22 protein-coding genes and 1 pseudogene are annotated in these 23,975 nt (G+C 37.6%); 10 read left to right on the top strand and 13 right to left on the bottom strand.

Annotation, left to right across the window (positions count from 1 at the left end; all coding sequences use genetic code 11):
• Positions 1 to 62: 62 nt before the first annotated feature.
• Positions 63 to 383 (bottom strand): hypothetical protein, encoded by a 321-nt coding sequence (locus KME09_05110; protein ID MBW4533296.1) that lies wholly within the window; start codon positions 381 to 383, stop codon positions 63 to 65.
• A gap of 310 nt (positions 384 to 693) precedes the next feature.
• Here KME09_05110 and KME09_05105 point away from each other — a divergent pair, with 310 nt between their 5' ends.
• The 3 genes from KME09_05105 (at position 694) to KME09_05095 (ending at position 3,699) form a co-directional block, all read left to right on the top strand.
• Positions 694 to 1,611 carry a zinc metalloprotease gene (locus KME09_05105; protein ID MBW4533295.1) on the top strand — a complete coding sequence of 306 codons (918 nt, stop codon included), beginning with the start codon at positions 694 to 696 and terminating at the stop codon, positions 1,609 to 1,611.
• 75 nt (positions 1,612 to 1,686) lie between these two features.
• Positions 1,687 to 2,931, top strand: coding sequence for a Zn-dependent exopeptidase M28 (locus KME09_05100; protein MBW4533294.1), 1,245 nt, complete (start codon positions 1,687 to 1,689; stop codon positions 2,929 to 2,931).
• Between the two features lie 303 nt (positions 2,932 to 3,234).
• On the top strand, positions 3,235 to 3,699 hold the full coding sequence (locus KME09_05095) for a hypothetical protein (protein ID MBW4533293.1): 465 nt from the start codon (positions 3,235 to 3,237) through the stop codon (positions 3,697 to 3,699).
• Positions 3,700 to 3,892: 193 nt separating this feature from the next.
• On the opposite strand, the gene KME09_05090 is transcribed toward KME09_05095, so the two are convergent.
• From KME09_05090 to KME09_05040, 11 genes and pseudogenes are all read right to left on the bottom strand, one after another.
• Positions 3,893 to 4,813, bottom strand: coding sequence for a DUF1338 domain-containing protein (locus KME09_05090; GenBank protein ID MBW4533292.1), 921 nt, complete (start codon positions 4,811 to 4,813; stop codon positions 3,893 to 3,895).
• Positions 4,810 to 6,127 (bottom strand): annotated as a pseudogene (locus tag KME09_05085) (acetyl ornithine aminotransferase family protein). The gene KME09_05090 and the pseudogene KME09_05085 overlap by 4 nt, the downstream one beginning before the upstream one ends.
• A gap of 248 nt (positions 6,128 to 6,375) precedes the next feature.
• Positions 6,376 to 6,831, bottom strand: coding sequence for a type II toxin-antitoxin system VapC family toxin (locus KME09_05080; GenBank protein MBW4533291.1), 456 nt, complete (start codon positions 6,829 to 6,831; stop codon positions 6,376 to 6,378).
• A 2-nt stretch (positions 6,832 to 6,833) separates the two neighbouring features.
• A complete protein-coding gene (locus tag KME09_05075) occupies positions 6,834 to 7,127 on the bottom strand; it encodes a DUF2281 domain-containing protein (GenBank protein MBW4533290.1) in 294 nt (97 codons plus the stop codon).
• A gap of 48 nt (positions 7,128 to 7,175) precedes the next feature.
• Complete coding sequence (locus KME09_05070; protein MBW4533289.1) at positions 7,176 to 7,418, bottom strand: hypothetical protein; 243 nt, start codon at positions 7,416 to 7,418, stop codon at positions 7,176 to 7,178.
• Between the two features lie 172 nt (positions 7,419 to 7,590).
• On the bottom strand, positions 7,591 to 7,989 hold the full coding sequence (locus KME09_05065; GenBank protein MBW4533288.1) for a nuclear transport factor 2 family protein: 399 nt from the start codon (positions 7,987 to 7,989) through the stop codon (positions 7,591 to 7,593).
• 284 nt (positions 7,990 to 8,273) lie between these two features.
• Complete coding sequence (locus KME09_05060; GenBank protein ID MBW4533287.1) at positions 8,274 to 8,888, bottom strand: Uma2 family endonuclease; 615 nt, start codon at positions 8,886 to 8,888, stop codon at positions 8,274 to 8,276.
• 153 nt (positions 8,889 to 9,041) lie between these two features.
• Positions 9,042 to 10,532, bottom strand: coding sequence for an aldehyde dehydrogenase family protein (locus KME09_05055; protein MBW4533286.1), 1,491 nt, complete (start codon positions 10,530 to 10,532; stop codon positions 9,042 to 9,044).
• A gap of 184 nt (positions 10,533 to 10,716) precedes the next feature.
• A complete protein-coding gene (locus tag KME09_05050; protein ID MBW4533285.1) occupies positions 10,717 to 11,781 on the bottom strand; it encodes an NAD-dependent epimerase in 1,065 nt (354 codons plus the stop codon).
• Between the two features lie 175 nt (positions 11,782 to 11,956).
• A complete protein-coding gene (locus tag KME09_05045) occupies positions 11,957 to 12,631 on the bottom strand; it encodes a response regulator transcription factor (protein MBW4533284.1) in 675 nt (224 codons plus the stop codon).
• Between the two features lie 2 nt (positions 12,632 to 12,633).
• Positions 12,634 to 14,166: a HAMP domain-containing protein gene (locus KME09_05040; protein MBW4533283.1), complete on the bottom strand. Its 1,533-nt coding sequence runs from the start codon at positions 14,164 to 14,166 to the stop codon at positions 12,634 to 12,636.
• Positions 14,167 to 14,689: 523 nt separating this feature from the next.
• Between KME09_05040 and KME09_05035 the strand changes: the two genes are divergently transcribed.
• Together KME09_05035 and KME09_05030 are read left to right on the top strand one after the other, a co-directional pair.
• Complete coding sequence (locus KME09_05035; GenBank protein ID MBW4533282.1) at positions 14,690 to 15,964, top strand: glycosyltransferase; 1,275 nt, start codon at positions 14,690 to 14,692, stop codon at positions 15,962 to 15,964.
• Between the two features lie 140 nt (positions 15,965 to 16,104).
• Positions 16,105 to 17,244 (top strand): glycosyl transferase, encoded by a 1,140-nt coding sequence (locus KME09_05030; GenBank protein MBW4533281.1) that lies wholly within the window; start codon positions 16,105 to 16,107, stop codon positions 17,242 to 17,244.
• A 32-nt stretch (positions 17,245 to 17,276) separates the two neighbouring features.
• Here the strand turns inward: KME09_05030 and KME09_05025 are convergent, their stop codons facing one another.
• Positions 17,277 to 18,011: a hypothetical protein gene (locus KME09_05025; GenBank protein ID MBW4533280.1), complete on the bottom strand. Its 735-nt coding sequence runs from the start codon at positions 18,009 to 18,011 to the stop codon at positions 17,277 to 17,279.
• A gap of 286 nt (positions 18,012 to 18,297) precedes the next feature.
• On the opposite strand from KME09_05025, the gene KME09_05020 reads away from it, so the two are divergent.
• The 5 genes from KME09_05020 (at position 18,298) to KME09_05000 (ending at position 23,973) form a co-directional block, all read left to right on the top strand.
• Positions 18,298 to 18,546, top strand: a complete 249-nt coding sequence (locus KME09_05020) for a hypothetical protein (protein ID MBW4533279.1) — start codon at positions 18,298 to 18,300, stop codon at positions 18,544 to 18,546.
• A 35-nt stretch (positions 18,547 to 18,581) separates the two neighbouring features.
• Positions 18,582 to 18,962, top strand: a complete 381-nt coding sequence (locus tag KME09_05015) for a type II toxin-antitoxin system VapC family toxin (GenBank protein MBW4533278.1) — start codon at positions 18,582 to 18,584, stop codon at positions 18,960 to 18,962.
• Between the two features lie 198 nt (positions 18,963 to 19,160).
• Positions 19,161 to 20,378 (top strand): glycosyltransferase, encoded by a 1,218-nt coding sequence (locus KME09_05010; GenBank protein MBW4533277.1) that lies wholly within the window; start codon positions 19,161 to 19,163, stop codon positions 20,376 to 20,378.
• A 107-nt stretch (positions 20,379 to 20,485) separates the two neighbouring features.
• On the top strand, positions 20,486 to 21,478 hold the full coding sequence (locus tag KME09_05005; GenBank protein ID MBW4533276.1) for a glycosyltransferase: 993 nt from the start codon (positions 20,486 to 20,488) through the stop codon (positions 21,476 to 21,478).
• A gap of 668 nt (positions 21,479 to 22,146) precedes the next feature.
• On the top strand, positions 22,147 to 23,973 hold the full coding sequence (locus KME09_05000; GenBank protein MBW4533275.1) for an ABC transporter ATP-binding protein/permease: 1,827 nt from the start codon (positions 22,147 to 22,149) through the stop codon (positions 23,971 to 23,973).
• Positions 23,974 to 23,975 lie beyond the last annotated feature (2 nt).

The following is a 23,975-nucleotide window of genomic DNA, read 5'->3' as shown; positions in this document are numbered from 1 at the left end:
TCATACTTTGTTAAAAAACTCCAGAGCCATTATTTACTAAACATAAAACTACAAGTTGAAATTTACCAGCTGTAACGAACTTTTAATAACCCCTTTTCACATGACAAGACTTGCATTGTATAATTCTGGTTTTGATTTTCCCAAGAAATTTTAATTTGATTGTCTTTTTCAGCTTTCCATGTTCCTGTAATCTTTTGTGGTCTGTCAGTAGCTCCAATTCCGTACTGAATAAATTGTCCATCTTTTTTAATCTCAAATCCATCTCTTCCTCTCGACGGAGGAAATTGATAATTACTTGGTCGATAAACTTTTACCTTTTCAGTATCTTCTTCTCGGGAATGTATCCAGTGTTGAAAAATTGCTGACGGAAGATTGTTATTCATTGGTTTGTCTAAACAGCCTAGTTGCACTATAGATAGAATTGATAACCCAATTACAAAACTTCTCCTGGAAAAGCATCTATATTTCATTTAATTTGATAATAATTATCATTTTAATAATTAATTTTTGAGTATTGCCTACACATTTATTCTGAACTATCTACACTGAATTAAAGAAGAGCAAGCAGATTATGTAAAGTTTTTTCGCAAAAACTATGATTTGCATAATAGTAATTACTTAATTACAAGTAATAGTCAAAGCCTTGAAAATATAGATTAAAACATTATTTTAGATTAGTGGAGTAAGAAAAACATGACTTCTCAAAGACGCACCTGTGGCACTATGATTCACCATCAAATATTGATGGAAACCTCTCTTACATACAGGCAGCAGCGACTATCCATTGAGCAATACAGCAGAGACTATGAGACAGACAGCGCCCGCGCTAGAGCAGATTTTCCGCTCATTACCATTCCTGTTATCGTACATGTAGTTTTTAACAATAGTTTGGAAAATATAACTGATGAGCAGATTACAAGTCAGATCAGAATCCTGAATGAAGATTACAGAAAACAAAATGCTGATATTAGTCTAGTTCCTGAACCATTTATACCTTTTGTCGCAGATGCCAAAATTGAATTTAAGTTGGCAGTACGAGATCCTGATGGCAATCCAACCAACGGCATCACAAGAACTTTTACGCAAAAAACAGCCTTTAGTTTTGACGATGCTGTCAAATTTGCCTCAACTGGTGGTAAGGATGCTTGGTCAGCAGATAAGTATTTAAATATCTGGGTATGTAATTTAGGCGGTGGTCTTTTAGGCTATGCTCAGTTTCCTGGTGGTGATGCCGAAACAGATGGTGTGGTAATTAGTCATCAGTACTTTGGTGATGTTGGTACAGCTATTCCACCTTTTAACAAAGGAAGAACTACTACTCATGAAGTCGGTCACTGGCTAAATTTAAGACATATTTGGGGTGATGATATGGGCGCATGTGCTGGTTCTGATGCAGTTGAAGATACTCCTAACCAAGCAGATTCAAATTTTGGTCGTCCGACTTTCCCACGCATAACCTGTGGCAATGCTCCTAATGGAGATATGTATATGAACTATATGGACTATGTTGATGATGACGCTATGTTCATGTTTAGTGCTGGGCAAGTTGCCAGAATGAGAGCTACTTTAGATGGGCCAAGAGCCTTAATTAAAAGTTCTGATGCTCTTTAATGTTTGGATAAGGTAAAAATAACTTGTCTTCCTTCACAAAAAGACTCTGTTTAAAATTATCAAATAATAACAAAGATGCAAGTTTTCACTTCTCGTACATCAATTGATATTTGTCGATCGCAATTAGATTTGACCAAACTTACCAATACGAATTGCATCCAATTTGGCAACGAAGCATTATTAATTGCTGATAAATCAGATTGGAATCAGATTTTAAATAGTGCTGGACGTAGCGGTATTTCTCTACAACGGAATTCTCGCCCTACCGAGCAAGATAATCTATATTTAGTAGTGCAAAAAGGACGATTATTTCAGCAAGAGCATCCCGAAGTCCCAGTTTTAATTGATAAAGGCAGGTTTTTAGTAGTAGATTTGACTCCAGATTTGGTTGAGTCCTATCAAAAAGGTGATGAGCCTTGCTATGGAATAAAACCTCTAGCAGAAAATATGGTTGTCTTTAGAGAGCAACCAAAAGCTGCGTTGAGAAGAACTCCCCAAGTTGGCATTCAAAATTTGTTAGCTCAATTATCTCGCTCTAGTTTGTCAGCTAACCTTACTCAACTTGTTTCATGGTCTACTCGTTACTCAACTAGCAGTTTTTATCGGTTAGCTGCTGATTGGTCAAAAGAACAATTAGAAACAATCGGTTATGATACCAGACTGGAAACCATCGCAGTTGGCAGTAGTACTAGTCAGAATGTGATTGCCGATCGCCCTGGTGATCTTTCAGAAACGAAAGACCTTATACTGGCGATCGCACACCTAGATTCGATTAATATTCCAGGTGGAGAAAATGCGATCGCGCCTGGTGCAGATGATAATGGTAGTGGTTCTGCTGGTTTGCTGGAAATTGCTAAAGTATTCAAGACACATCAAAATAAGCATGACTTACGTTTAATTCTTCTAGGTGGTGAAGAACAAGGACTTTTTGGGAGTAAGCAGTATGTGGCTAGTTTAGATACTACCGAACAAGCCAGAATTAAAGCAGTTTTGAATATGGATATGATTGGGGGATTAAACACAACTACCCCCACTGTCCTACTTGAAGGTGCGCCGATCTCCCAAGCAATTATTGATGCCTTGAGTGAAGCAGCAGCAACATACACAGAATTAACTGTACAAACTTCACTTAACCCCTTTGCCAGCGATCATGTATCTTTTATTGAGAGAGAAATTGCCGCCGTACTCACAATTGAAGGGGGTGATAGTGCCAACAGTAATATTCATAGTGCTAATGACACGCTGGATCGGATTAACTATGACCTGATGTTGGAAATTTTACGGATGAACGTTGCTTTTATTGCCAATGCACTTGGGTAGTAAAGTTTAAGGCTCACAGGATCATCAGATCTAGTTACAGCTGTTTTCATTTGAATAGACTATGTTTTTTACTACCTACTACCTACGAGTCGATCGTCCTAATTGTCTATCGCTAATTTTGTACGGCTATAAATCACTAATCAGCAAAAATAGGCTTGTAAGTGACATCTAATGATCATTTTTTTGACATCTCATTGTCATTTTTAATTGTCAAAATAAATATATAAAACATACATACAAGAAATCAAGCCGATCTAGAGAATATTTAAATTGTTTCTAAAGTAATCTCTAACTTTTAAAACCATGCAAAAATCTATTTCGTTTCCCGCTTTTTTAACTGCTGTTATCGCTACTGGGTTATTTGCTATACCAACAAAAGCTCTTCCGATTGAGGAACAACGAGTATCTGTAGCTGATGCAGCTAATTTAAACGATCGCGTCTGGTTAGATACTGCTCGTGAAAATAGTTCAACTGATAACATCAATAGAATTATTGGCATTACTGGCTTAAGTATTGGTGGGGGGTTTATTGCTTATCGTTTATCTCGGCACGATAAAGCTTCTGTAACTAATTTAGCCAACGGTAAGACTAATACTTTATTACTCGATCGCATTAGTCCCAAACTGCGTAAAAAATTACTGCAATTGATTCACAATCGCGAAACTGCGAACCGATTATTAACTGGAACGATGTTAACTCACGCCGATCGTTCTCCTAACTGGTTAGCGGAGAAAGTTATTTACGATTTAGAACGCGATCGCCTGTAATATCAAGTCCGCTTAATTACTTCTAATAAAATCTTAGCCCCAAACTAAGCGAGATAAATGTCTTAGCGTCTTAGCGTCTTTGCGACGCGAAGCTAGTGCTAAAGCACATTGTACCCTTGTCCTAAAGGATAAGCTTCGCAAATGGTATACCGCTTCGCATATCCTTTAAGGCGCGAGTTTTAATTGAAATTATTTAAACGGACTTCATATAATTAGATCGAGTTTTGGTCATCGAAAACAAATTTTTAGCCTGAGCATCCAAAAATCCTTCAAACAGCTTACCTTCAACTATATTTCGTTCGGCTAGCTCGTAGTAAGCGTATGTCCAGGGAATTTGACTCAATTCTTGGCTGTTATCATCCCAAACTTCAACCATCTCAGTGACAGCAGCGGTTGCTGTTTGACGCAATCCAGTATTTAAACTGCCTTCAATTTCGTTTTTCATGGGAATCCCTCGATCGCCTAAAGCTTGTGCTGTCTTTTCTATATCCGAGTAGATGGAATCATGGTGATGATTGATATAACCAGTAAAATGATTGACAGCATAACCGTGGATTAGCACCCACGCGCCATATTGAGTGACTTTATTGACTGCTTCAACTAGCGATCGCTTGGGGGGTTGCCAAGGACGAGAAAATACGGTTTTGAGTTGAGTGATAATTGTTTCTGGGGATTCTGTTGTCAGCCATTGGTTTAAATTCGGCTGATGGAAAAAACTACCAGTGTTAACCGTTTCTTTAATTTGTTGGGCTAAAGTTGCAGGTAAAGCATCTACTACCAATTCACTGATAAAAAGTTTGGGTAAATTAAAACGATTTTGTTCGGGATGGCGATAGTGACACGCTTTTAAATAGCGATCGCTAAATTCGTATTCTCCAGCTTTTTCGTAGCCTAAAGCTTCGATTATTTTGGCAAGATAGGGAATTCCCAGATTAATTTCTGTACCCTGGCGATTAATAGTTAAACCTAAAGAACGAAAAGCAATATGATCGTTAGCAATACTATGTCCAGTTTCTCGAATCATTTGTTCGTAGATGCGAGCGTATTCAACCCTATGATAATAATCCTGCCAGAGAGTATCCCAAAGTAAATTGGCAATTTCAACAGCTTTCATGATATTTGCGCTAATAAATCACTAATAATTTGTAGGGCTATTTGAATTTGGTTGCGATCAATCACCAAAGGAGGACAAAACCTAATGGCAGATTTACCACAACCAATTAACAGTAAACCTTTATAGAAAGCTTGGTTAATCAGGCGATCGCGTAAATTGGAATCGAGATTTCCTTCTGTGTCTAATAAATCGGCTGCCACCATCAATCCTTTGCCTCTAGGGTAAGAAATTCGCGAATATTTAGTTGCTAATTGAGTCAAACCAGCTTGTAATTCTTCTCCCATGTTACGAGCATTTGCCATTAATTCTGATTCTAATAACTGTAGGGTGACATTGGCAGCAGCACAGGCGACGGGATTACCGCCAAAAGTAGTAGCATGAGAACCTGGAGTCCAAGTCATTATTGGCGATCGCGCTAGAATAGCACCCAAAGGTAAACCGCTAGCGATACCCTTAGCCAGAGTAATAATATCGGGCATAACATCCCAGTGTTCAATGGCAAATAACTTGCCAGTTCGTCCCATACCCGATTGCACTTCATCAACAACCATTAAAATCCCATAGCGATCGCAGATATCGCGAATTCTAGCTAAAAAACCATCTTCAGGCACAATATAGCCACCTTCCCCTTGGATTGGTTCGACAATAATTGCTGCTATTTCTGCTGGAGGCAGTACTGTATTAAATAACTTTTCTTCCAAATAATCGAGACTGGCATGAGTACCATAGGGAATATGAGTAACACCAGGGAGTAAAGGCCCGAATCCTTGTCGCTGAACTCTTTTAGATGCTGTTAGAGACATTGAGCCATAGGTGCGTCCGTGAAATGCACCAACGAATGCAACTATCCCAGAACGTTTAGTGTAATAGCGGGCTAGTTTTATCGCTCCTTCATTGGATTCAGTTCCAGAATTAGTAAAGAAAACCCGAGCTTTATTTAAAGATTGAGGGAAAGGAGCGCGATCGGCTAATTTTTCCGCCAATTCTACCATCTGCGGATAGTAAAAATCAGTCCCTGACATATGCAATAGATTAGCCGACTGTTCTTGAATTGCCTGTACGACTTGAGGATGAGCGTGACCTGTGGCTGTAACTGCAATTCCTGCCGTAAAATCTAGAAAAACATTGCCATCTACATCTTCAATCATACAGCCCTCACCTCTAGCCACTACCAGGGGATAATCGCGAGTATAAGAAGGAGATGTTACCGCGCGATCGCTCGCGTTCTACCAGTTCTTTTGCTCGTGGCCCTGGTAAAGTTGTAATTAACAATGGTTTTTTAGGCAGAGTGCGTTTTGTGGCAATTTCGAGCATAAAAGTGGCTAATTAATAATGGGAAATTACTTCTCTAGGGTAATCTTTCTATCTCAGTAAAAAAGTAAGGATTTATGCACAAAATCAGAGAGTGTTATAGAGTAAACCTAAAAAATATTTCTAACGTTCCCCTTCAGCGGTTGTAGAGGAATTTAAACTCAGCACTACGAACACTGAGTATCAACGGTAATTTAAATCAAAACGCCTAAAATTATAGAAAAACATTTTTCACAACAATCACCCAGTAATTAATTATTAATTGCTAAATCTTGAGGATTAACTGCTTTGATTCCCTCAACTTGATAGCGTTTAAAATCTTTGACATTAAAAGTTAAAATGCCTTCCAATCCATGAGTTTTCATCGCTGCAACCAAACGAGCATCATGAACTTGTATTCCTTTAATTTGAAAAGCTTTAACTAACCTTTTCCATTCTGAATAGATATCTGAATTATCAGGAATAACATAAAAAAGACGCTCAAACAATCGTAAAAGTTTGGCAGTTTTTTCTACATCTAAACCCAAGCCATTTTTATCACTCGGACGAGTTGCAACATTCCCAAATTCGGCACAGTTTTGTGGTGTGATATATAAATTATGTCCTTGACTGCGAAGTAAACGAATCGATTTACGAATAATCAGATGTTGGGGATGGTTGCGGTCTGGTAATCTCAGTAAAATATTAGTATCGACTAGATAATTCATAGTCAAGAATGGTCTTCATAAATTCCAGCACGACTAATCGCATAATCAGAAAGAGAAGGGATTTTTTCACCAACTTCCGTCAATATTTCTTCAATTATTTGCTCACTTTCTTCAGAAGTTATTTTTGTTGTTAAATTAACTTCTGCTTCTTTATAATTTTGACGATTTTGATTTGGTTCAGAACTATTTTTAAATTGAAGATACTCAATAAAATTTACCAACTCTCCTAAAGAATCTTGGGGTAATTTTTTAATTGATAATAATATCTCTTCGGGAATATATTTTGCTTTACTCATTGTTAATTCTCTATATTAGTGTATTAGTGTCAAGCAAATATTTCGTCATTATTCGTAAATACTTTCACGATCAAAAGCTTCGTCTCGTAAACTTGGACTACCTTTAGGAAGTTGTAAAACCCATTCACGAAATTCTCTCGCCCTCTCAGATGGTGTTGCTTCTTGCCCAAATGGGATAGACGATGTGCTTTGTATAGACTGAGGCTCAAGGTCGGCTATAAAATCAGCAATCTTTTTGAGTTGCTCATCGTTTAGTTTGTCTAATTCTTTTTTAAGATTTTCTCGTAGCATAAATAGATGTTGAAAAAATAGTCATTTTATATAGTAACCAATATATTTTTGTTAATGTCGATTTGATTAGCAAGCTGAACAGCCCGCACATGATTTTAATTGGTGACTGAAGATAAAGCGATCGCAAAAGAAGTATCTAAAAAAACTTCAGTCATTCTCAGAAAGAGTTTCTTTATAAAGATTTGGAAGTTTTCGTCTGTTGAATCATCTCTTGGATTGTTTCAGTTTCGCCAATTTCATAAAGAACGATCAAACCATTCTCAATAGTAAAGATTTGCTGAACTGTTGTATCCGCGAGCAAATTGCCTTGCAAATCTCTGACGATTTGATGAACGGTAACGACATTTCGATTGTTTTCATCCGTCTCAAACTTTAAGGTTTCAAGCTGCACTTGAATAACCTTATATTGATTAGTCCAGTATTCGCGCACCGCGTCGCGTCCATAAACAAAACCGCCTTCTACCCCGTTAGCCCATTTCACGTCTGGGTGCATCACCGAGATGATTGTTTCAAGTTCGCGGTTGTTGAAGGCTTCGTATAAATTTTGCAGAAACTGCTGATTTGAACTCATAGTTAATACTTCAGGTAATTTTTGTTGCAACCAGTAATGCCAGCGATCGCTTGAAAAACGTCGGTACTGGCAGTTGATCGACTCATAAAGATATTTAAGTAAATGCTTAACTAAATAATACTTTAGCATTTGCTTAATTGTCAAGCCATGCTTGAGCCTTATATTAAGCACCAGCAAGGAGGAGTCAGAAGTCCTCTCGATCCTTAAAAAATTGCGGTTAATTAAATCCTGAGCAGCGATCGCTCAAAAATTAATATTATTTCTCGAAACTAGCTAGGGTGATTTTACCTACCTGCTTTCAACACCTGTTCGGCCGTCAGTTTTAAATCTGGAAAGGTTAGAGAGCGGATAGTTTGATTGCCCCGAAGCAGCTGAATTTCATACTCCCCATTTACTAATGTACAGATAGATAGGGTCGGTTGTTTGGGCTTACCAATATGTCGAGTACCACCTAATCCAGCGTAGTCGGCAATCCAATATTCAGGAATACCTAAAACCGCGTAGTCTTCAACCTTACGGGAATAATCATTTTGCCAATTGCTACTAACCACTTCCGCTACAAATTTAATCGAACTGCCCAAAGTCAGGATCGACTGGTCAGACCAAAGCATTTCTTTAGCAAGTTCGTCTCGATCGATTACTGCAACATCAGGTCTAAATGCCGTCATCCCAATGTTGGTAGGGCGTAATATTCCCCGCTGAAGGACAAACCAAGGTAAGCATGTTGCATCGATCTGAACACAGATCTTTGTAGTGATTAAAGCTGCAACCTCTTCATGCGAGCCTGTTGGTTCCAAGTCGAAGACCTCTCCATCAATTAATTCATAGCGATTATTTCCACCATAACTAACGAGAAACTCGTCAAAACTGATGGGCTTCTGTTGTATCGCTTGGTCGATTGTAATGGTCATAAGTTAACTTAGCCAAACTAATATCCTCAGTTTACCAGATCGAATATGCGATGGATGTGTGAGCGATCAAACTCCCGATATTAATAGATAAGTGAAGTTTAAATCTAAAATAGCGATCGCTTAAACCCCAAACTTCTCCTACTAGCGATTATCAATTTGAGCGCGTTGCAGGCGACCAGAAAAATCAACATAAATAGTCTTCCAGTCTGTAAAAACATCTAGGGCTGCACTACCAGCTTCGCGATGACCATTGCCTGTCTGTTTCACCCCTCCAAAAGGCAGATGTACCTCAGCCCCAATTGTTGGGCCGTTGATATAGGTAATTCCTGCTTCAATATCGCGCATTGCCATGAAAGCACGATTAACATCTCTGGTATAAATTGACGAGGATAAACCATAATCTGTATCGTTGAGAATCGCGATCGCTTCTTCAAAGGAATTGATTTCTATTAAAGCCAACACGGGGCCAAATATTTCTTCGCGAGCAATTCTCATGGTTGGTGTAGCTGCATCCAAAATAGTTGGTAAAAAGAAATAGCCATGCTCGAACTTTGCTTCTGTGGGTGCTTCTCCACCAATAAGCAAATTTGCTCCTTCGCTACGGGCAACTTCGATATAATGCTTGACTCGTTCTAACTGAGATGAATTAACCAAAGGCCCTACTTGTGTTTGGACATCTGCACCAGCACCAAGACGCAACTTACTAGTTTGTTCTAGCAATTTAGCCGTAAATTCGGCTTTGATATCGCGGTGGAGAAGCAGGCGACTAGTAGCAGTACAGCGTTGTCCTGTAGTTCCAAACGCTCCCCATAATGCTCCTTCGAGGGCTAATTCTAAATCGGCATCTTCCATCACAATTTGGGCATTTTTTCCCCCTAGTTCCAAACATACTCGCTTGTGGGTACGTCCGCAGGTAGCACCAATTTCTGCACCTGTAGTAGAAGAACCTGTAAAAGATACTAAATCTATATCTGGATGCTCTAGCAATGCTCTACCCACTACTTCACCTGAACCGTGAATTAGGTTAACCACCCCAGGAGGCAATTGGGCTTGCTCAAAAATTTCTGTGAGCATGGTTGCACAGGCAGAAGTATCTTGAGCGGGTTTGAGAATCAGGGTATTACCACAAACAAGAGCAGGCAGAGCTTTCCAACAAGGTATGGCAATGGGAAAATTCCAAGGGGTAATCAGCGCACAAACACCCACTGGTACGCGTATGGTCATGGCAAACTTATTATTTAACTCGGAAGGGGTAGTTTGACCGAACAGACGACGACCTTCACCAGCATAGTAGAAAGCGCAGTCAACTCCTTCTTGCACGTCACCGAGGGATTCGGTCAAGGGTTTGCCCATTTCTCGGCTCATCAGATCTGCCAGTTCTTCTTTGCGTTGTAGCAATATTTCACCGACTCGATGTACTAATTCTGCACGGACGGGAGCAGGTACGAGTCGCCAGGTTTTATAAGCTTTTCTAGCTGCTGCAACTGCCAGATTGACATCATTGACATTTGAACTGGGAAAGGTGGCGACCACTTCTCGCCAATCGGCAGGATTACGACTTTCTTTGCTGGTTTGCCCAGAAATCCAATTCCCATCGATATAGTTATGACATATCAGTGGTGTGGTATCCATAATCCAAATATCCTAAGACTTCAATACGATGGTAACTGATCGCTTTGGAGGAGGGAATTATTCACGCTGCTTGATTTTCATCAGCTAATTACTTTTTTCCTGTCGAATTTTTGAGGATTAAATCGCTGTAATTAATCCTTGTTCTACCTATTGCAAATCAAATTAGCAAATAATCCTGGGCTGGTCATGACCGCAGAGAAAGCATTTCATCTAAATAAGCTACGTGTGGAAACTGGGTTATTCGATCGCTCCCATACTTTCTTAATGCACTACCAGCAACTTGATAGTATTCTTGATACCAGCTAACAAATTTTTCCAGTCCCACCGCAATAGAAGTACTGGGTTGAAAATCAAAATCTGTAATTAATTCTTGGACATCTGCATAGGTAGAGACTACATCTCCTGGCTGCATGGGCAGTAAATTTTTGCGAGCTGATTTGCCCATAATTGTTTCAATCGTGGTGATAAATTCCTTCAACTCGACTGGTTGGTTATTACCTAAATTGTAAATTTTATAAGGGGGTTGTCCATTGCGAGTTAAAGGTTGAGTAGGAATAATTCTAGTTACTGCTTCAATAACATCATCAATATAGGTAAAGTCTCGCTTCATTTTGCCAAAATTATAAATATCAATAGGTCGGTCTTCAGCGATCGCTTTAACAAATTTGAAATATGCCATATCAGGTCTACCCCAAGCTCCATAAACAGTAAAGAAACGCAAGCCAGTAATGGGTATTTGATATAAATGACTATAGGCATGAGCCATTAACTCATTAGCTTTTTTGGTGGCTGCATAGAGAGAGATGGGACGATCGACATTGTCACTGACAGCAAAAGGAACTTTGGTATTTGCACCATATACTGAACTGGAAGAGGCAAAAATCAGGTGCTTAATCGAACTATGACGACAACCTTCTAAGATATTGGTAAAACCAACCAAGTTACTATCAACATAAGCATGGGGATTCTGTAGGGAATAACGTACACCAGCTTGAGCAGCTAAATGAACCACAACATCAAAGTCATTGGCTGCAAATAATTCTGCTACCAAAGTGCGATCGCTAATATCTAAATAGTCAAAGGTAAAATTGCTCTGGGGTAATATTTGTTGGAGACGAGCTTGTTTGAGACTGACATCATAGTAATCATTGAGGTTGTCTATACCGTAAACTTGATTACCTTCTGCCAATAACCTTGTAGCTAAATGATAGCCAATAAAGCCAGCTACGCCAGTAACGAGAATTTTCATCTAGTGATTCTCCTATATAAACTTGAGTGGTTACTCAATTAATACTTTTAATACTTTTACTTTCGTCTTAATCAATGAAAGCGATATGAAACTTAAGTGAGAAATTTTTCATTGTTGAGACACTTATTACCTACTACCCACTACCTACTAACTACTACCTACTACCTACTACCTACTAACTACTACCCAACCGATAACCCATACCTCGGACGGTTTCAATCGATTCGTTGCCTAATTTTTTGCGTAGATAACCAACATAAACATCGACAATATTAGAACCAGGGTCGTAATCGTATCCCCAAACCAAATCTAATAATTGTTGTCTGGTCATTACTTGCCCAGGATGGCGAAAAAACACTTCTACCATCGTAAATTCCCTGGCTGGTAATTCCACTTCGCGATCGCCCACTTGAACTTTGCGCGTACGCAGATTAAGAATCATATTGCCTCGCTGAATCTGCATCTTAGCTTCGGCTTGATGATTATTATTACTAGCTTTTAATCTCACTTCTATGCGAGCGAGTAGTTCAGCAAAGCTAAAAGGTTTGGTCATATAATCATCTGCGCCACCTTTTAAGCCTGCTACTTTATCCATCACATCGTCTCTGGCAGTCAAAATAATCACGGGAAAATTGACTCCCTGTCCGCGCCATGTTTCTAAGACCGTTAAGCCATCTTGACCTGGTAAGCCTAAATCTAGGAGTGCCAGATCGAATTGACAACTAAAAGGCATAGCTAAGGCAGTTTCCGCATCTTCGACAATGGTGGTGTTGTAACCTTTGGCTTTTAAACCTTTGGCAATAAAAGCAGCAATTCTGGTTTCATCTTCCACGATTAATATTTGTTTCATCATCAATTCTGCTTTTCGTTAAATTCTAAGGGAAAAACTAAGGAAAAGGTCGAACCAATCCCCAGTTGGCTTTGAAGATTAATCGCTCCGCCATGAGCTTCTACTACTGTCTTAACAATGGCTAAACCCAAACCAGAACCTTCCGAACGACGACGAGTATTTTTTACCCTAGTAAAACGATCGAAAATCCGTTTTTGTTCGTCGGCAGCAATGCCATTTCCTGTATCGCGAATCCAAAATTCAACGCGCTTGCCCTCTATTTTCGCCCCAAAAACAATTAAACTGTCGGTGATGGTATGCTGTACAGCATTGTTTGCCAAATTAATAATTGCTTGAGTGATTCTTTGGCGATCGCCCGTCATTCTACCTGATAATATTGCGTTGTCTAAATACCAATTCCTCTGCCCCAGTTTTTGCAGTTTACTAAATAGTTCCGTCACAAAAGAAGTTAACTCGATGGTTTCGATCTGCAAAAAATCAGGACGTTCTGATTTTGCTAGCAAAACTAAATCCTCTACTAAACGATTCATACGGTCTAGTTCATCGATCACTAACTCGACGGTTTCTTGTTGTGATTGAGGATCGGCATCCATCAATTCTAGATGTCCGCGAATGATAGTAATGGGGGTTTTCAGTTCGTGTCCCGCATCGTTGATAAAATTGCGTTGAGTATCAAAAGCAGTTTCGATTCGATTCATCATGGCATTAAAAATACGACCCAGTTGGGCAACTTCTCCCTTGCCTTGAGTATTAATACGCTGAGAGAGGTCGGATTCGGAAATAGATTTTACTGTTGCGGATAAATTTCTTAAAGGAGCTAAGACTCTTCCTGCTGCTAACCAAGCTAGCAACGAAGCGAGCAAGATCATCAATATTAAAACTTGAATAACTATCTTAAAAGAATCTAATACTTCCCTTCGTTCCCCCGCAGAAAGGTGAGCGACGACAAAGACACCAATAACTTCCTCGGTAGTTTTAATCGGTTCGGCTTTATAAATAACACTGCCAACCTTGGGATCGTCTACTTTGATTTCTGCTTCTTCTTCGACTGTAATCTCCTGCCAGCGTTGCATTAAAGCGGAATTTTGGTCGATTTGTGACGGTAGAAAAGCAGCATTGGTTTTATAAAATAAACCATTAACAATAGCAATAAAATAATTATCATCTTCGGCTTTGTTAGTGGAAATAAATTTATCAAAGGCTCGATAAATATTATCGTTTGCTCGCTCGACTTCTGTTTGTTCTAACTCTGGTTTAACTTTTAATTTCAATAAAATTTGGATTAATTCCGCTTCAAATTCTTCCAATTCCTCCCGCAAATCTGCTTCCACTCGATTAGTTACTTCTACAATTAGGCGATATTTAATCATGGGAATAGCGATCAATGTAAATAAACACATTAAGGCTAAATACCATAATAAAATACGAGTACGGGCTTCTTGATATATTTGTAGTTGATTTAACCAATTGACGCTTAATTTAAGCTTATGATAATAAACCCATATTTTTCGCCAAATAAAATTTTTAAATTTCATTACTTTTTTACGTGGAGTCATACATATCTTATAAAGATTATCTTATAAAGATTAATTTTGTCTCATCAAAGTTTCATGTTCAGGTTATTGTAAGTCGTTTATATATAGTTATAAATAATTTATGCTACACAAAAAGAACTTAAGTTATCAGTATAAAGTTCAAAAGTAAGTAAACAGATAATTATTTTTACTGCCTGTAATAGTCAGGATTTAAGTAATTGCAAAAAACTGGGTTTAACCTTCAAACCCGACACCGACGATTTTAGAGATGCACCTGCCTTATAGCTTATGGCTGTTGTTAAAGTAAGATTTTTCTCATCAAAGTTTCATAGACGATTCATTGACAACTGTGAAACTAACAATAATAGAAAACTTTTTAGAGAGATAGCAGAGTATTTGGAGTAATGGAGTTATTGAAGTAGTGGAGAATTAACTCCTCTACCTAACTACCCCACCACCTCTCTACTTCCTCTACTCTCCTAACTACCTCAAAAAATTTAGTCACAACCAGAGCGTAATTATCATGGCTCGTATTCTTCCTTCCTCAGTTACTACAGGCAAATATCAAAGAATCATGGTTTATTCCCACGATGCTTACGGTTTGGGAAATATTCGCCGAATGCTAGCTATTTGTAAGTCTTTACTCAAGTCAATTCCTAATCTTTCGATTTTGTTAGTATCTGGTTCACCAATGCTGCAAAGCTTTCGTTTACCCCAAGGTTTAGACTATATCAAGCTTCCCTGTCTTAATCGTGGTTCATCGGGAGAAATGGCGGTTAAATATCTCAATGCAGATATTGAATCTATTTTAAACTTGCGATCGGAATTAATTTTAGCAGCAGCGAAAAACTATCAACCAGATTTAGTTTTAGTTGATAAAAAACCATCAGGAATTCGAGGAGAATTAAACTCAACAATTAACTATTTAAAACATCATTTACCAAACACTAAATTTATTTTATTATTACGAGATATTTTAGATACTCCAGAAAAAACTATTCAGGAATGGCAAAAAGAAAATTATTACCAGATAGTAGAGTCTATTTACGATCGCATCTTAGTAGTAGGGATGCCAGAAATATTTGATCTTTGTCAAGAATATCAGTTTAGTCAGGAAATTGCATCTAAAGTCCGTTTTTGTGGTTATATTCGCAAAGAATCTGGTTTAAAAAATCGTCGTACTATCCGTCAAGAATTAGGTATTCAAAGTAATGAAAAGTTAGTTTTAGTTACGCCTGGCGGTGGAGAAGATGGTTATTTCTTAGTTAATAATTATCTTGATGGTTTGGCAAAAGAGCGCGATCGCTTTGTCAATCAAAAAATCCGCAGCCTCATTTTTTGTGGTGCAGAAATGCCTCCCGAACAGCAACAAAAAATATATCAAAAAGCCCAATCATTACCTGGAGTTACAGTATTAGAGTTCACTAATGATTTAATGAGCTATGTTAATACTGCCGATGCGGTAATTTGTATGTGTGGCTATAACACCATTACTGAAGTTTTACAAAAAGGCAAAAAAGCGATCGTCGTTCCTCGTATAAAACCAGGACAAGAACAATTAATCCGCGCTCAAAGTTTAGCAAAAGCAGGATTAATTAAGATAATTCATCCTGACTTACTGAATTCTAGTTTATTAATGGCAACTTTGCTTAATAGTTTAGAGCGAGTTAATAATTTTAAATCTATTAGCCATTTAGATTTTACAGGATTACCGAGAGTTAATGATTATTTAGCAATGCTTTTATTTGACTCTTTCTATATCGATCAAAGTTCTAATATTGCTCTTAAATCTGCCTAAGTAGGTAGGAGGTAGTGGATAGTAGGTAATAGGTAATAGGTAATAGGTAATAGGTAATAGGTAATAGGTAATAGGTAATAGGTAACGATGAATGATAACTAATTATCAGCAATCAATAAATAGTAATTATGAAAAAAGTAATGTTTTATTGCCAACATATTCTTGGCATGGGTCATTTGATTCGCAGTGTAGAAATAGTTCGGGGGTTAATACCTGACTTTCAAATTTGCTTTATTAATGGTGGAGAAGTTATCGAAGAATTTGAGTTTCCTAGGGAAATTGAAGTAATCAATATTCCTGCGATCAAAACGGATAGTGAGTTTACTGAACTTACTCCTGTAGATGATAATTTAACCATGTCAGAGTTAGAAACTATTAGAACTAAAATCCTGTTAGATACGTGCGATCGCTTTCAACCAGATGTTTTAATTATTGAACTATTTCCTTTTGGGAGAAGACGCTTTTCTTTTGAATTGATTCCATTAATGGAAAAAGCTAAAGCAATGGGAACAAAAATTGTTTCTAGTGTGAGAGATATTGTAGTTACTAAACAAAATCAACAAAGACATGAAGAAAAGGTTTGTCGTTTGATTAATAAATATTTTGATATGTTATTAATTCATGGCGATCCTAATTTTGTTAAACTTAACCTCAGCTTTTCTCGTGTTAATGACTTAACTTGTCCTGTACACTACACGGGTTATGTAGTTCAACCCCTACCTCAATCTCAACCGATAGCTAATAAACCTTTAATTTTGGTTAGTGTTGGTGGGGGAAGATTTGGACACGATTTATTAGAATGTGTGGCTCATACTGCACCTATCTTAAAAGATAAAATTCCCCATCATCTGCAAGTTTTTACAGGTGCTTTTAGTCCTGATGAAGTATTAGTAAAACTGCAACAAATAACTAAAAATCTAGATAACATCACTATTGAACGTTACACTCCAAATTTCCTTAATTATATGCAACAGGCAGACTTATCTATTGGAATGTCTGGTTACAACACTACCATGAATATTTTAAGCACTGGTGTGAAAGCAATGATGATGGCATTTCAGGGTAATAACGACAAAGAACAAGAAACTCGTTTGAAGAAATTAGATAATTTAGGTCGAGTCAAAATGATTCAGCCTGAAGATTTACAACCAGAAAAGTTTGCCGAGCAAATTATTAGCTATCTTCAACAAGATAAAACTGAATTGAGTTTAAATTTAGCTGGAGTTAACAATACAGCACAGTATATAAAACAATTAACCAAGCAAAAGCAGTTGGTATAGATCGCCAATAATTATTAATCTATCTCTCCTACTTAAAAATACTCAAGCTTTCTTGAATTTTTGATTGGAAGTTGATAGCGATCGCAAACCAAACATATTGACTGAAAAGGAATGAGCATTAGTCCACAGTCTGCACAAAGTTGCTTGAGAATATGCCATAGATCATAATTACAACTACGATTTAGTACTTCACAATAATAATCAATGAATAGGCAATCATTAGTATAAAATGTGTTGGGAAAAATAGCATCGAAAAATTTATCCTGAAGTTTAACTTTCAATTTTTCTGATGAAATGAATCTTAACTCATAATTTTGAAAGTTTAAGTTTTGCTTTATTTTATTCGAGCAATCATGAGTCGTATAATCATATATTTGATAGAAATATTTTTCTCGTCTATATAAATCTAAACCAAATAAATTTTGGTATAAAGCATAATATTCGGAATCAACTTCAACACAAAGCTGTCTGTATAAACCTTGAAGACGACCAGCAAGAGGTTTTCCTAATTTATTGCCAATTCTCTTTAGAACTGGTTCTTTACTTTGTTTGGTCAAACCTAATATTTTTTCTTCTAGAAGAGGTTGAATACTTTGAGCAATTGATTCAATATTCTTGAAAAATAGAATTTCTGGTTCAGAGTATCCTAAAAATGTGTATGCAGCAATAATTATTTTTTTCGCTCGCTCTCGATCTATATTCTGTTCAGAAAAAGCAATATTCACCCACTTTTCTGTATATACAGGTATCAAGGCTTCTTGTTCCAATGACAACTTCATATTTTTATTAAGAATCACGCCGATTGCAACTCTTAAGTATAGTTGAAAAGAAAAATTCCATTTAAGAGAATCAAAACTAGTCTCTCGAATGTAACAATGTTTAATACTGAATATTGTTACATTTTAGTTTTCAGTTGTGTAGATGATTTGTGGCATCAGATTACTTAAAAAAAAGAATTAGAAGCGGAGGATTTGCCCCTAGTTTGAGCGACATTTAATTGATAGCATTGCTAGCATTGATTACAATGTAAGCAGGAAGTGAAACTAAAATACTATGGCAAGCATAACTATCCGCAATTTAGAAGAACCAATAAAAGAATTATTACGTATTCGGGCTGCACATCACGGTAATTCTATGGAGGAAGAAGTAAGGCAAATTTTACGCCATACTTTATTGCAAGATACTCAATTGTCAGAAAATCTGGCTGAATCAATTCAAAAACGTTTTGCCCAACTAGGTGGAGTTGACGATCTTCCTGCTGCTTTTCGTGAAGAGATGCGCGAACCCCCTCAATTTGGGTAATGATCATTCTCGATACTAATGTTTTATCGGAACTCATGAAGTCGCAACCCGATAGATCGGTAGTGCTTTGGTTCGGTAAATATCAAGCACCCAGCTTATTTATTACTACTTTGACTCAAGCTGAAATTCTCTATGGCTTGGAAATTTTACCAGCAGGAAAACGACGTACTGCCTTGAAAAAAGCAGCTAACTTGATGTTTGAGTTGGATTTTACTGGGCGTATTTTGCCTTTTGATACCGATGCAGCACAATTATTTGCAACTATAGCTGCCAAAAGAAGAAAAATCGGTCGTCCTATTTCTCAAATTGATGCTCAGATTGCTGCGATCGCTCGTTGCCATAACGCTACTTTAGCAACGCGAAATGTAGATGATTTCAGAGAATGTGGTATCGATATAGTTAATCCTTGGAAATAAAGGATATTAATTCAGGTTAGATAAACACCACAACTCAGGCGATCGCGAAGCCCTAAAGGATTAGCGCCTGGAGGCGCGTCCGTAGGTGAAGCCCAATCGCTTCATGAAAATTCTCTCACAAAAGTTTCACGAACGATTAATCATAACTTGACAGACTAAATAATAATCAGTTCACCGATTATTAATAATTAACTATTAATTCCAGCCATGAAAACTATTTGTCTTACAGCCCAAGAATTTCCCCCTGATGTCGGTGGAGTAGGGGTATCTGCTAAACGTATTGCTTTGTTATTAACAGACTTAGGTTATCAGGTTCATGTAGCGGTTTTTCGTTCTATATTTCGTCAAGAAAGAAAGTTAGCTAACGCAGGAAATTTTAGTCGTTCTCGTTGTGAAACTAGTATTCAAGATGGGATTACTGTTCATCGTTTATATCCTGCTATTCGTTCGACACTAGCTCGCGATCAAGATTATTTAATGGATATTTATGGACAGTTAACTGTCCTTCATAAACAATATCAATTTGATGTAGTTCATGCTTTTTTTATTAACGAAACTGGTTTTTTAACTACTATGTTAGCTAAAGAAAATGGACTATCAGTGATCAATAGTGTGCGTGGTGCAGATTTACACAAACATATTTTTGATTCTCAACAGCAAAAACAAATAGCCTGGACTTTAGCTAATTCTGATTGGACTACTTTTGTTAGTCAGGATCTAATGCACCGTGCCAGATTATTTGAACCGACAATTGTGAATAAATCTTCGGCATTTTTAAACTCGATTGCCCCTGTAGATTTTAATAGCCTGCCCACTCCGTCTTTAGTGAATCAATTAAAAGGAACAGTAGTTGGTTCTGTAGGTAATTTTCGGGATAAAAAAGGGATTGAATATCTCTTAGACGCTTGTCAAACAATAGAAACAGAATTTACTTTATTATTTGTTGGTGAGTTTGTTGCTAAAGAAAGAGAATATTGGGAGCAAGAATTAATAAATAGTGGCTTAAAAGACAAAATAATAATTACCGGTAAAGTAAGTCGAGAACAAGCCTTGGGATATTTAGCCTATATGGACATCTTTGCCATTCCTTCTCTCAATGATGGTTGTCCTAATGCCTTACTCGAAGCCATGTTAGCCGAAAAAGCGGTGGTGGGTACAAATGTCGATGCGATCGCCGAAATTATTGAAGATGGTGTCAACGGTTTACTTGTAAATCCCTATTCCAGTGAGGAGTTGAAAATTGCGATCGCGCAATTAATAGATAATCCTTTACTCAGAAAGAGTTTTGGTAAAGCAGCTAAACAAAAAGTTATTCAAGATTTAAACCCTGCTGTAGAACAAGCCAACTGGCGAGAGATTTACGCTCGCGTTTTGGCAGTAAATACTCAACCTAAAATTCAAGTTTTGGCAGGGTAACGGGAGTCATAGGTAATGGGTAATGGGTAATGGGTAATGGGTAATGGGTAGGTAGTAGGTGATAGATCGACAATTAACTATTAACGATTTGCAATTAACAACTAATTATGAACGAGAACAAAGTAACATTAATCGTCGTACCGAGAGAACGTTTTAGCTATACTCGCGAATCTCTAGAAAGTATTTATCAACATACTGATTATCCTTTTGATTTAGTTTATGTTGATGGTAATTCCCCAAGACATATTCAAGACTATTTAGCTAATCAAGCATCAGTCAAAGATTTCAAGTTAATTAGAACTGAACAGTATCTTTCTCCCAATCAAGCGAGAAATATTGGCTTACAATTCGTCAAAACTAAATACGTTGTTTTCGTTGACAATGACATTCATGTTGCCCCTGGTTGGTTAGAAAAATTAGTGAACTGTGCCGAAGAAACGGAAGCAACAGTAGTTTGTCCTCTAGTTTGTATTGGTAAAAACCTCCATTCCAAAGTCCACCTGGCTGGAGGAGAAGCACACATAGTCCTAGAGGTTAAAAATGACAAAATGAAACGCAAAGTTTACGAAAAGCACTATTTTGTCAATCGTCCTGTGGCCGAAGTCCAAGACAAATTGAAACGGCGAGAATGTAAATTTGCCGAGTTTCACTGTATGTTAGTCCGCAGGGATATCTTTGACACCATTGGTTTATTAGATGAAAAATTACTCAGCACCAGAGAACACATTGATTTCTCGATGTCTGTTACCAATGCAGGAGGCAAAATCTATTGTGAACCTGATTCTATAACTACCTATGTTCCCGATACTGGGTTTGAATGGTCAGATTTAACTTACTTCATGTTGCGCTGGAGTGATGCTTGGGAAGTTGCTAGTCTCGAACACTTTATGCAGAAGTGGGATTTAACCAAAAAAGATAAGTACTTCAAAAAACGCTACAGTCGCCTAGGACAACGCCGTCATCAAGCCTTTTTACGTCCCTTAGTTAGAAAACTTTCCTTTGGTGGTTATGCAACTTGGCTGGAAAAAATGTTGGTGGCAGCAGAAAGAAAGGTCAACAAATATATTAGTCATCAGTTATCAGTAACCAGTGACCAGTGAGCGAAGTAGGAAATAAAAAATAGGAAATAGGAAGTAAGTAGGTGGGTGTAATTAAATTGGAAATGAAGTTAGGGAGTAACAAGTAACGAGTAACGAGTAATATGCGGAGCGGTGACGCGATATGCGGAGCGGTATCTCTAACTATGCGAGACAAGTCCTTTAGGACGAAGGAGCTAATCCTTTAGGAATCCTTTAGGACAAATAGCTCTAAGGGTAGGGGTTTAATCAATTATTTTGCCTACCTACTTAACAATCAACAATTAATTATCAGTGACCAATTAATCTTTTCTGACCTCTGACTTCTTATCTCAAAACTCCAGTTTTATATTTGGACAAGATATAAATATCAAGCAGATTGTCAATTGAGTAATAATACTTAGTCAATAAGACTATTTAAAGTTTTGTTGAGTTAACAAGATTTTTAGAATCAAGAAAAACAGCAAGTTATTAACTAACTTGAATTTCAAAGTATTAAGAATAGTAAAATTTCAAAATTTAGTCATAAAAATCCAAAATATCAGGTTATGTGTAGCTTAGTTATTCAACAAATTTATCATAGTTTGAAACACTAATAAAATGGTTAGCTATTCTCAATAAGATTTTAATATTTTCTTTAGCTTGACAAAACTTAATTAGAAATAGATGAACGTATATATTCAACACAAATAATAATGAAAAAAAAACGACCAAAGAACCTAAAGCAAGGAATATCGGGACTTAATCGCATAGTAAAGCATTTTCTGCCCCAAATTCGTCAACAGGCAGGCTTACTTACTATTTCCTTCTTGGCACTATTAGCCGAAACGGGTTTGCATATGCTTGAACCTTGGCCTCTCAAGTTTATTTTTGATGAGATTATTTTCAAGGGGTTTAAAGTTGAAAGTCTAAAAGTTCCGTTCTTAGATGATTTTAATGTCATTACCTTATTAACCCTGTTAGCGGTTGCCTTAGTAATTATTGCTTTGTTACGTGGCTCAATGGCTTATGTCAGCACAGCAGGAATGGCGGTAGCTGCAACCAAGATATTGAGTGAGATTCGAGCTAATTTATATTCTCACATTCAAAGCTTGTCTCTTTCTTTTCATAACAAAGCCAAAACGGGGGATTTAATTACTCGCGTTACTTATGACATTGAAAGATTGCGAGAAGTAACAGTCGTTGCTGCTTTACCTTTAGTCACCAACACCTTAACTATGGTGGGAATGTTAGGGGTGATGATGTGGTTGAATATCCAGTTAGCTTTAATTGCGGTGGCTATCTTCCCCATATTTTTAATGACCACTGCCACTATGAGCAAACGCATTCATAAGGTGGCAAAGAAACAACGCCAAAGGGAAGGAGTAATGGCAGCTAATGCAGCCGAGGCTATCGGTGCGATTAAAGTAGTGCAAGCTTTATCCCTTGAGTCTCGTTTAGAAAAAACCTTTGCTAAACAAAACCAAAAAAGCCTCAATGAAAGCGCACAAACCCAAAAACTACGGGCAGGACAAGAGCGTACCGTAGAAGTGCTAGTGGCGATCGCAACTTCGATTGTTCTCTGGCGAGGAGTACAGTTAGTAATGGTTAAGACTATTACCCCAGGGGACTTACTAGTGTTTATCACCTATCTTAAAGTGGCGTTTAAACCCATGCGCCAATTGGCAAAATATACAGGACAAATTGCTAAAGCGATCGCTTCTGGAGAAAGAATTATCGATCTATTAGACATAGTACCTGAAGTTAGAGATTCTAAATGGGCTTATCCTGCACCTTTGTTTCGGGGGATGGTCGAGTTTCGTTGCGTAAGTTTTGCCTACGAAAATCAAGCCAATACTCTTAATAATCTCTCTTTAACCGTCTTACCAGGACAGAAAGTAGCTTTAGTTGGTGCTTCTGGTGGCGGTAAATCAACTTTGGTTAGTCTCCTGCTACGCCTTTACGATCCTCAACAAGGTGGAGTACTAATAGATGAACATGATCTTAGAGAATACACTCTCGATTCCCTCAGAAAACAAATCAGTATTGTCTTGCAGGAAAGCATTCTTTTTGCTGCCAGCATTAAAGATAATATCGCCTATGGTTGCGTCGAAGCTACTGATAAAGAAATCGAAATGGCTGCCCGTTTAGCCAATGCCCACGATTTTATCATGGCACTCCCAGAAGGTTACGATACCGTTGTGGGAGAAAGAGGCGCAACCCTTTCAGGAGGACAAAGACAACGAATTGCGATCGCTCGTGCTGCTATTCGTAATGCTCCCATCGTTATTCTCGATGAACCCACCGTCGGACTAGATAACCATAGCGAACGCATTGTTACCGATGCTTTAGATCGTTTAACGCAAACATCAACTACTTTTTTAATCACCCACGATTTAAGAACTGCCCAAAATGCCGACCAAATTTTTTATCTGGAAGGGGGTCAAGTTTTAGAACAGGGAACACACGAACAATTAATGAAACTGGGTAAGCATTATGCAACTCTTTATCGCTTACAACAAACTGTTAATGTTAGTTGAAA

Source organism: Pleurocapsa minor HA4230-MV1 (assembly GCA_019359095.1).
Classification (GTDB): domain Bacteria; phylum Cyanobacteriota; class Cyanobacteriia; order Cyanobacteriales; family Xenococcaceae; genus Waterburya; species Waterburya minor.
The sequence above is the reverse complement of the archived record's forward strand: the minus strand, read 5'-3'. Positions and strand labels throughout refer to the sequence as shown.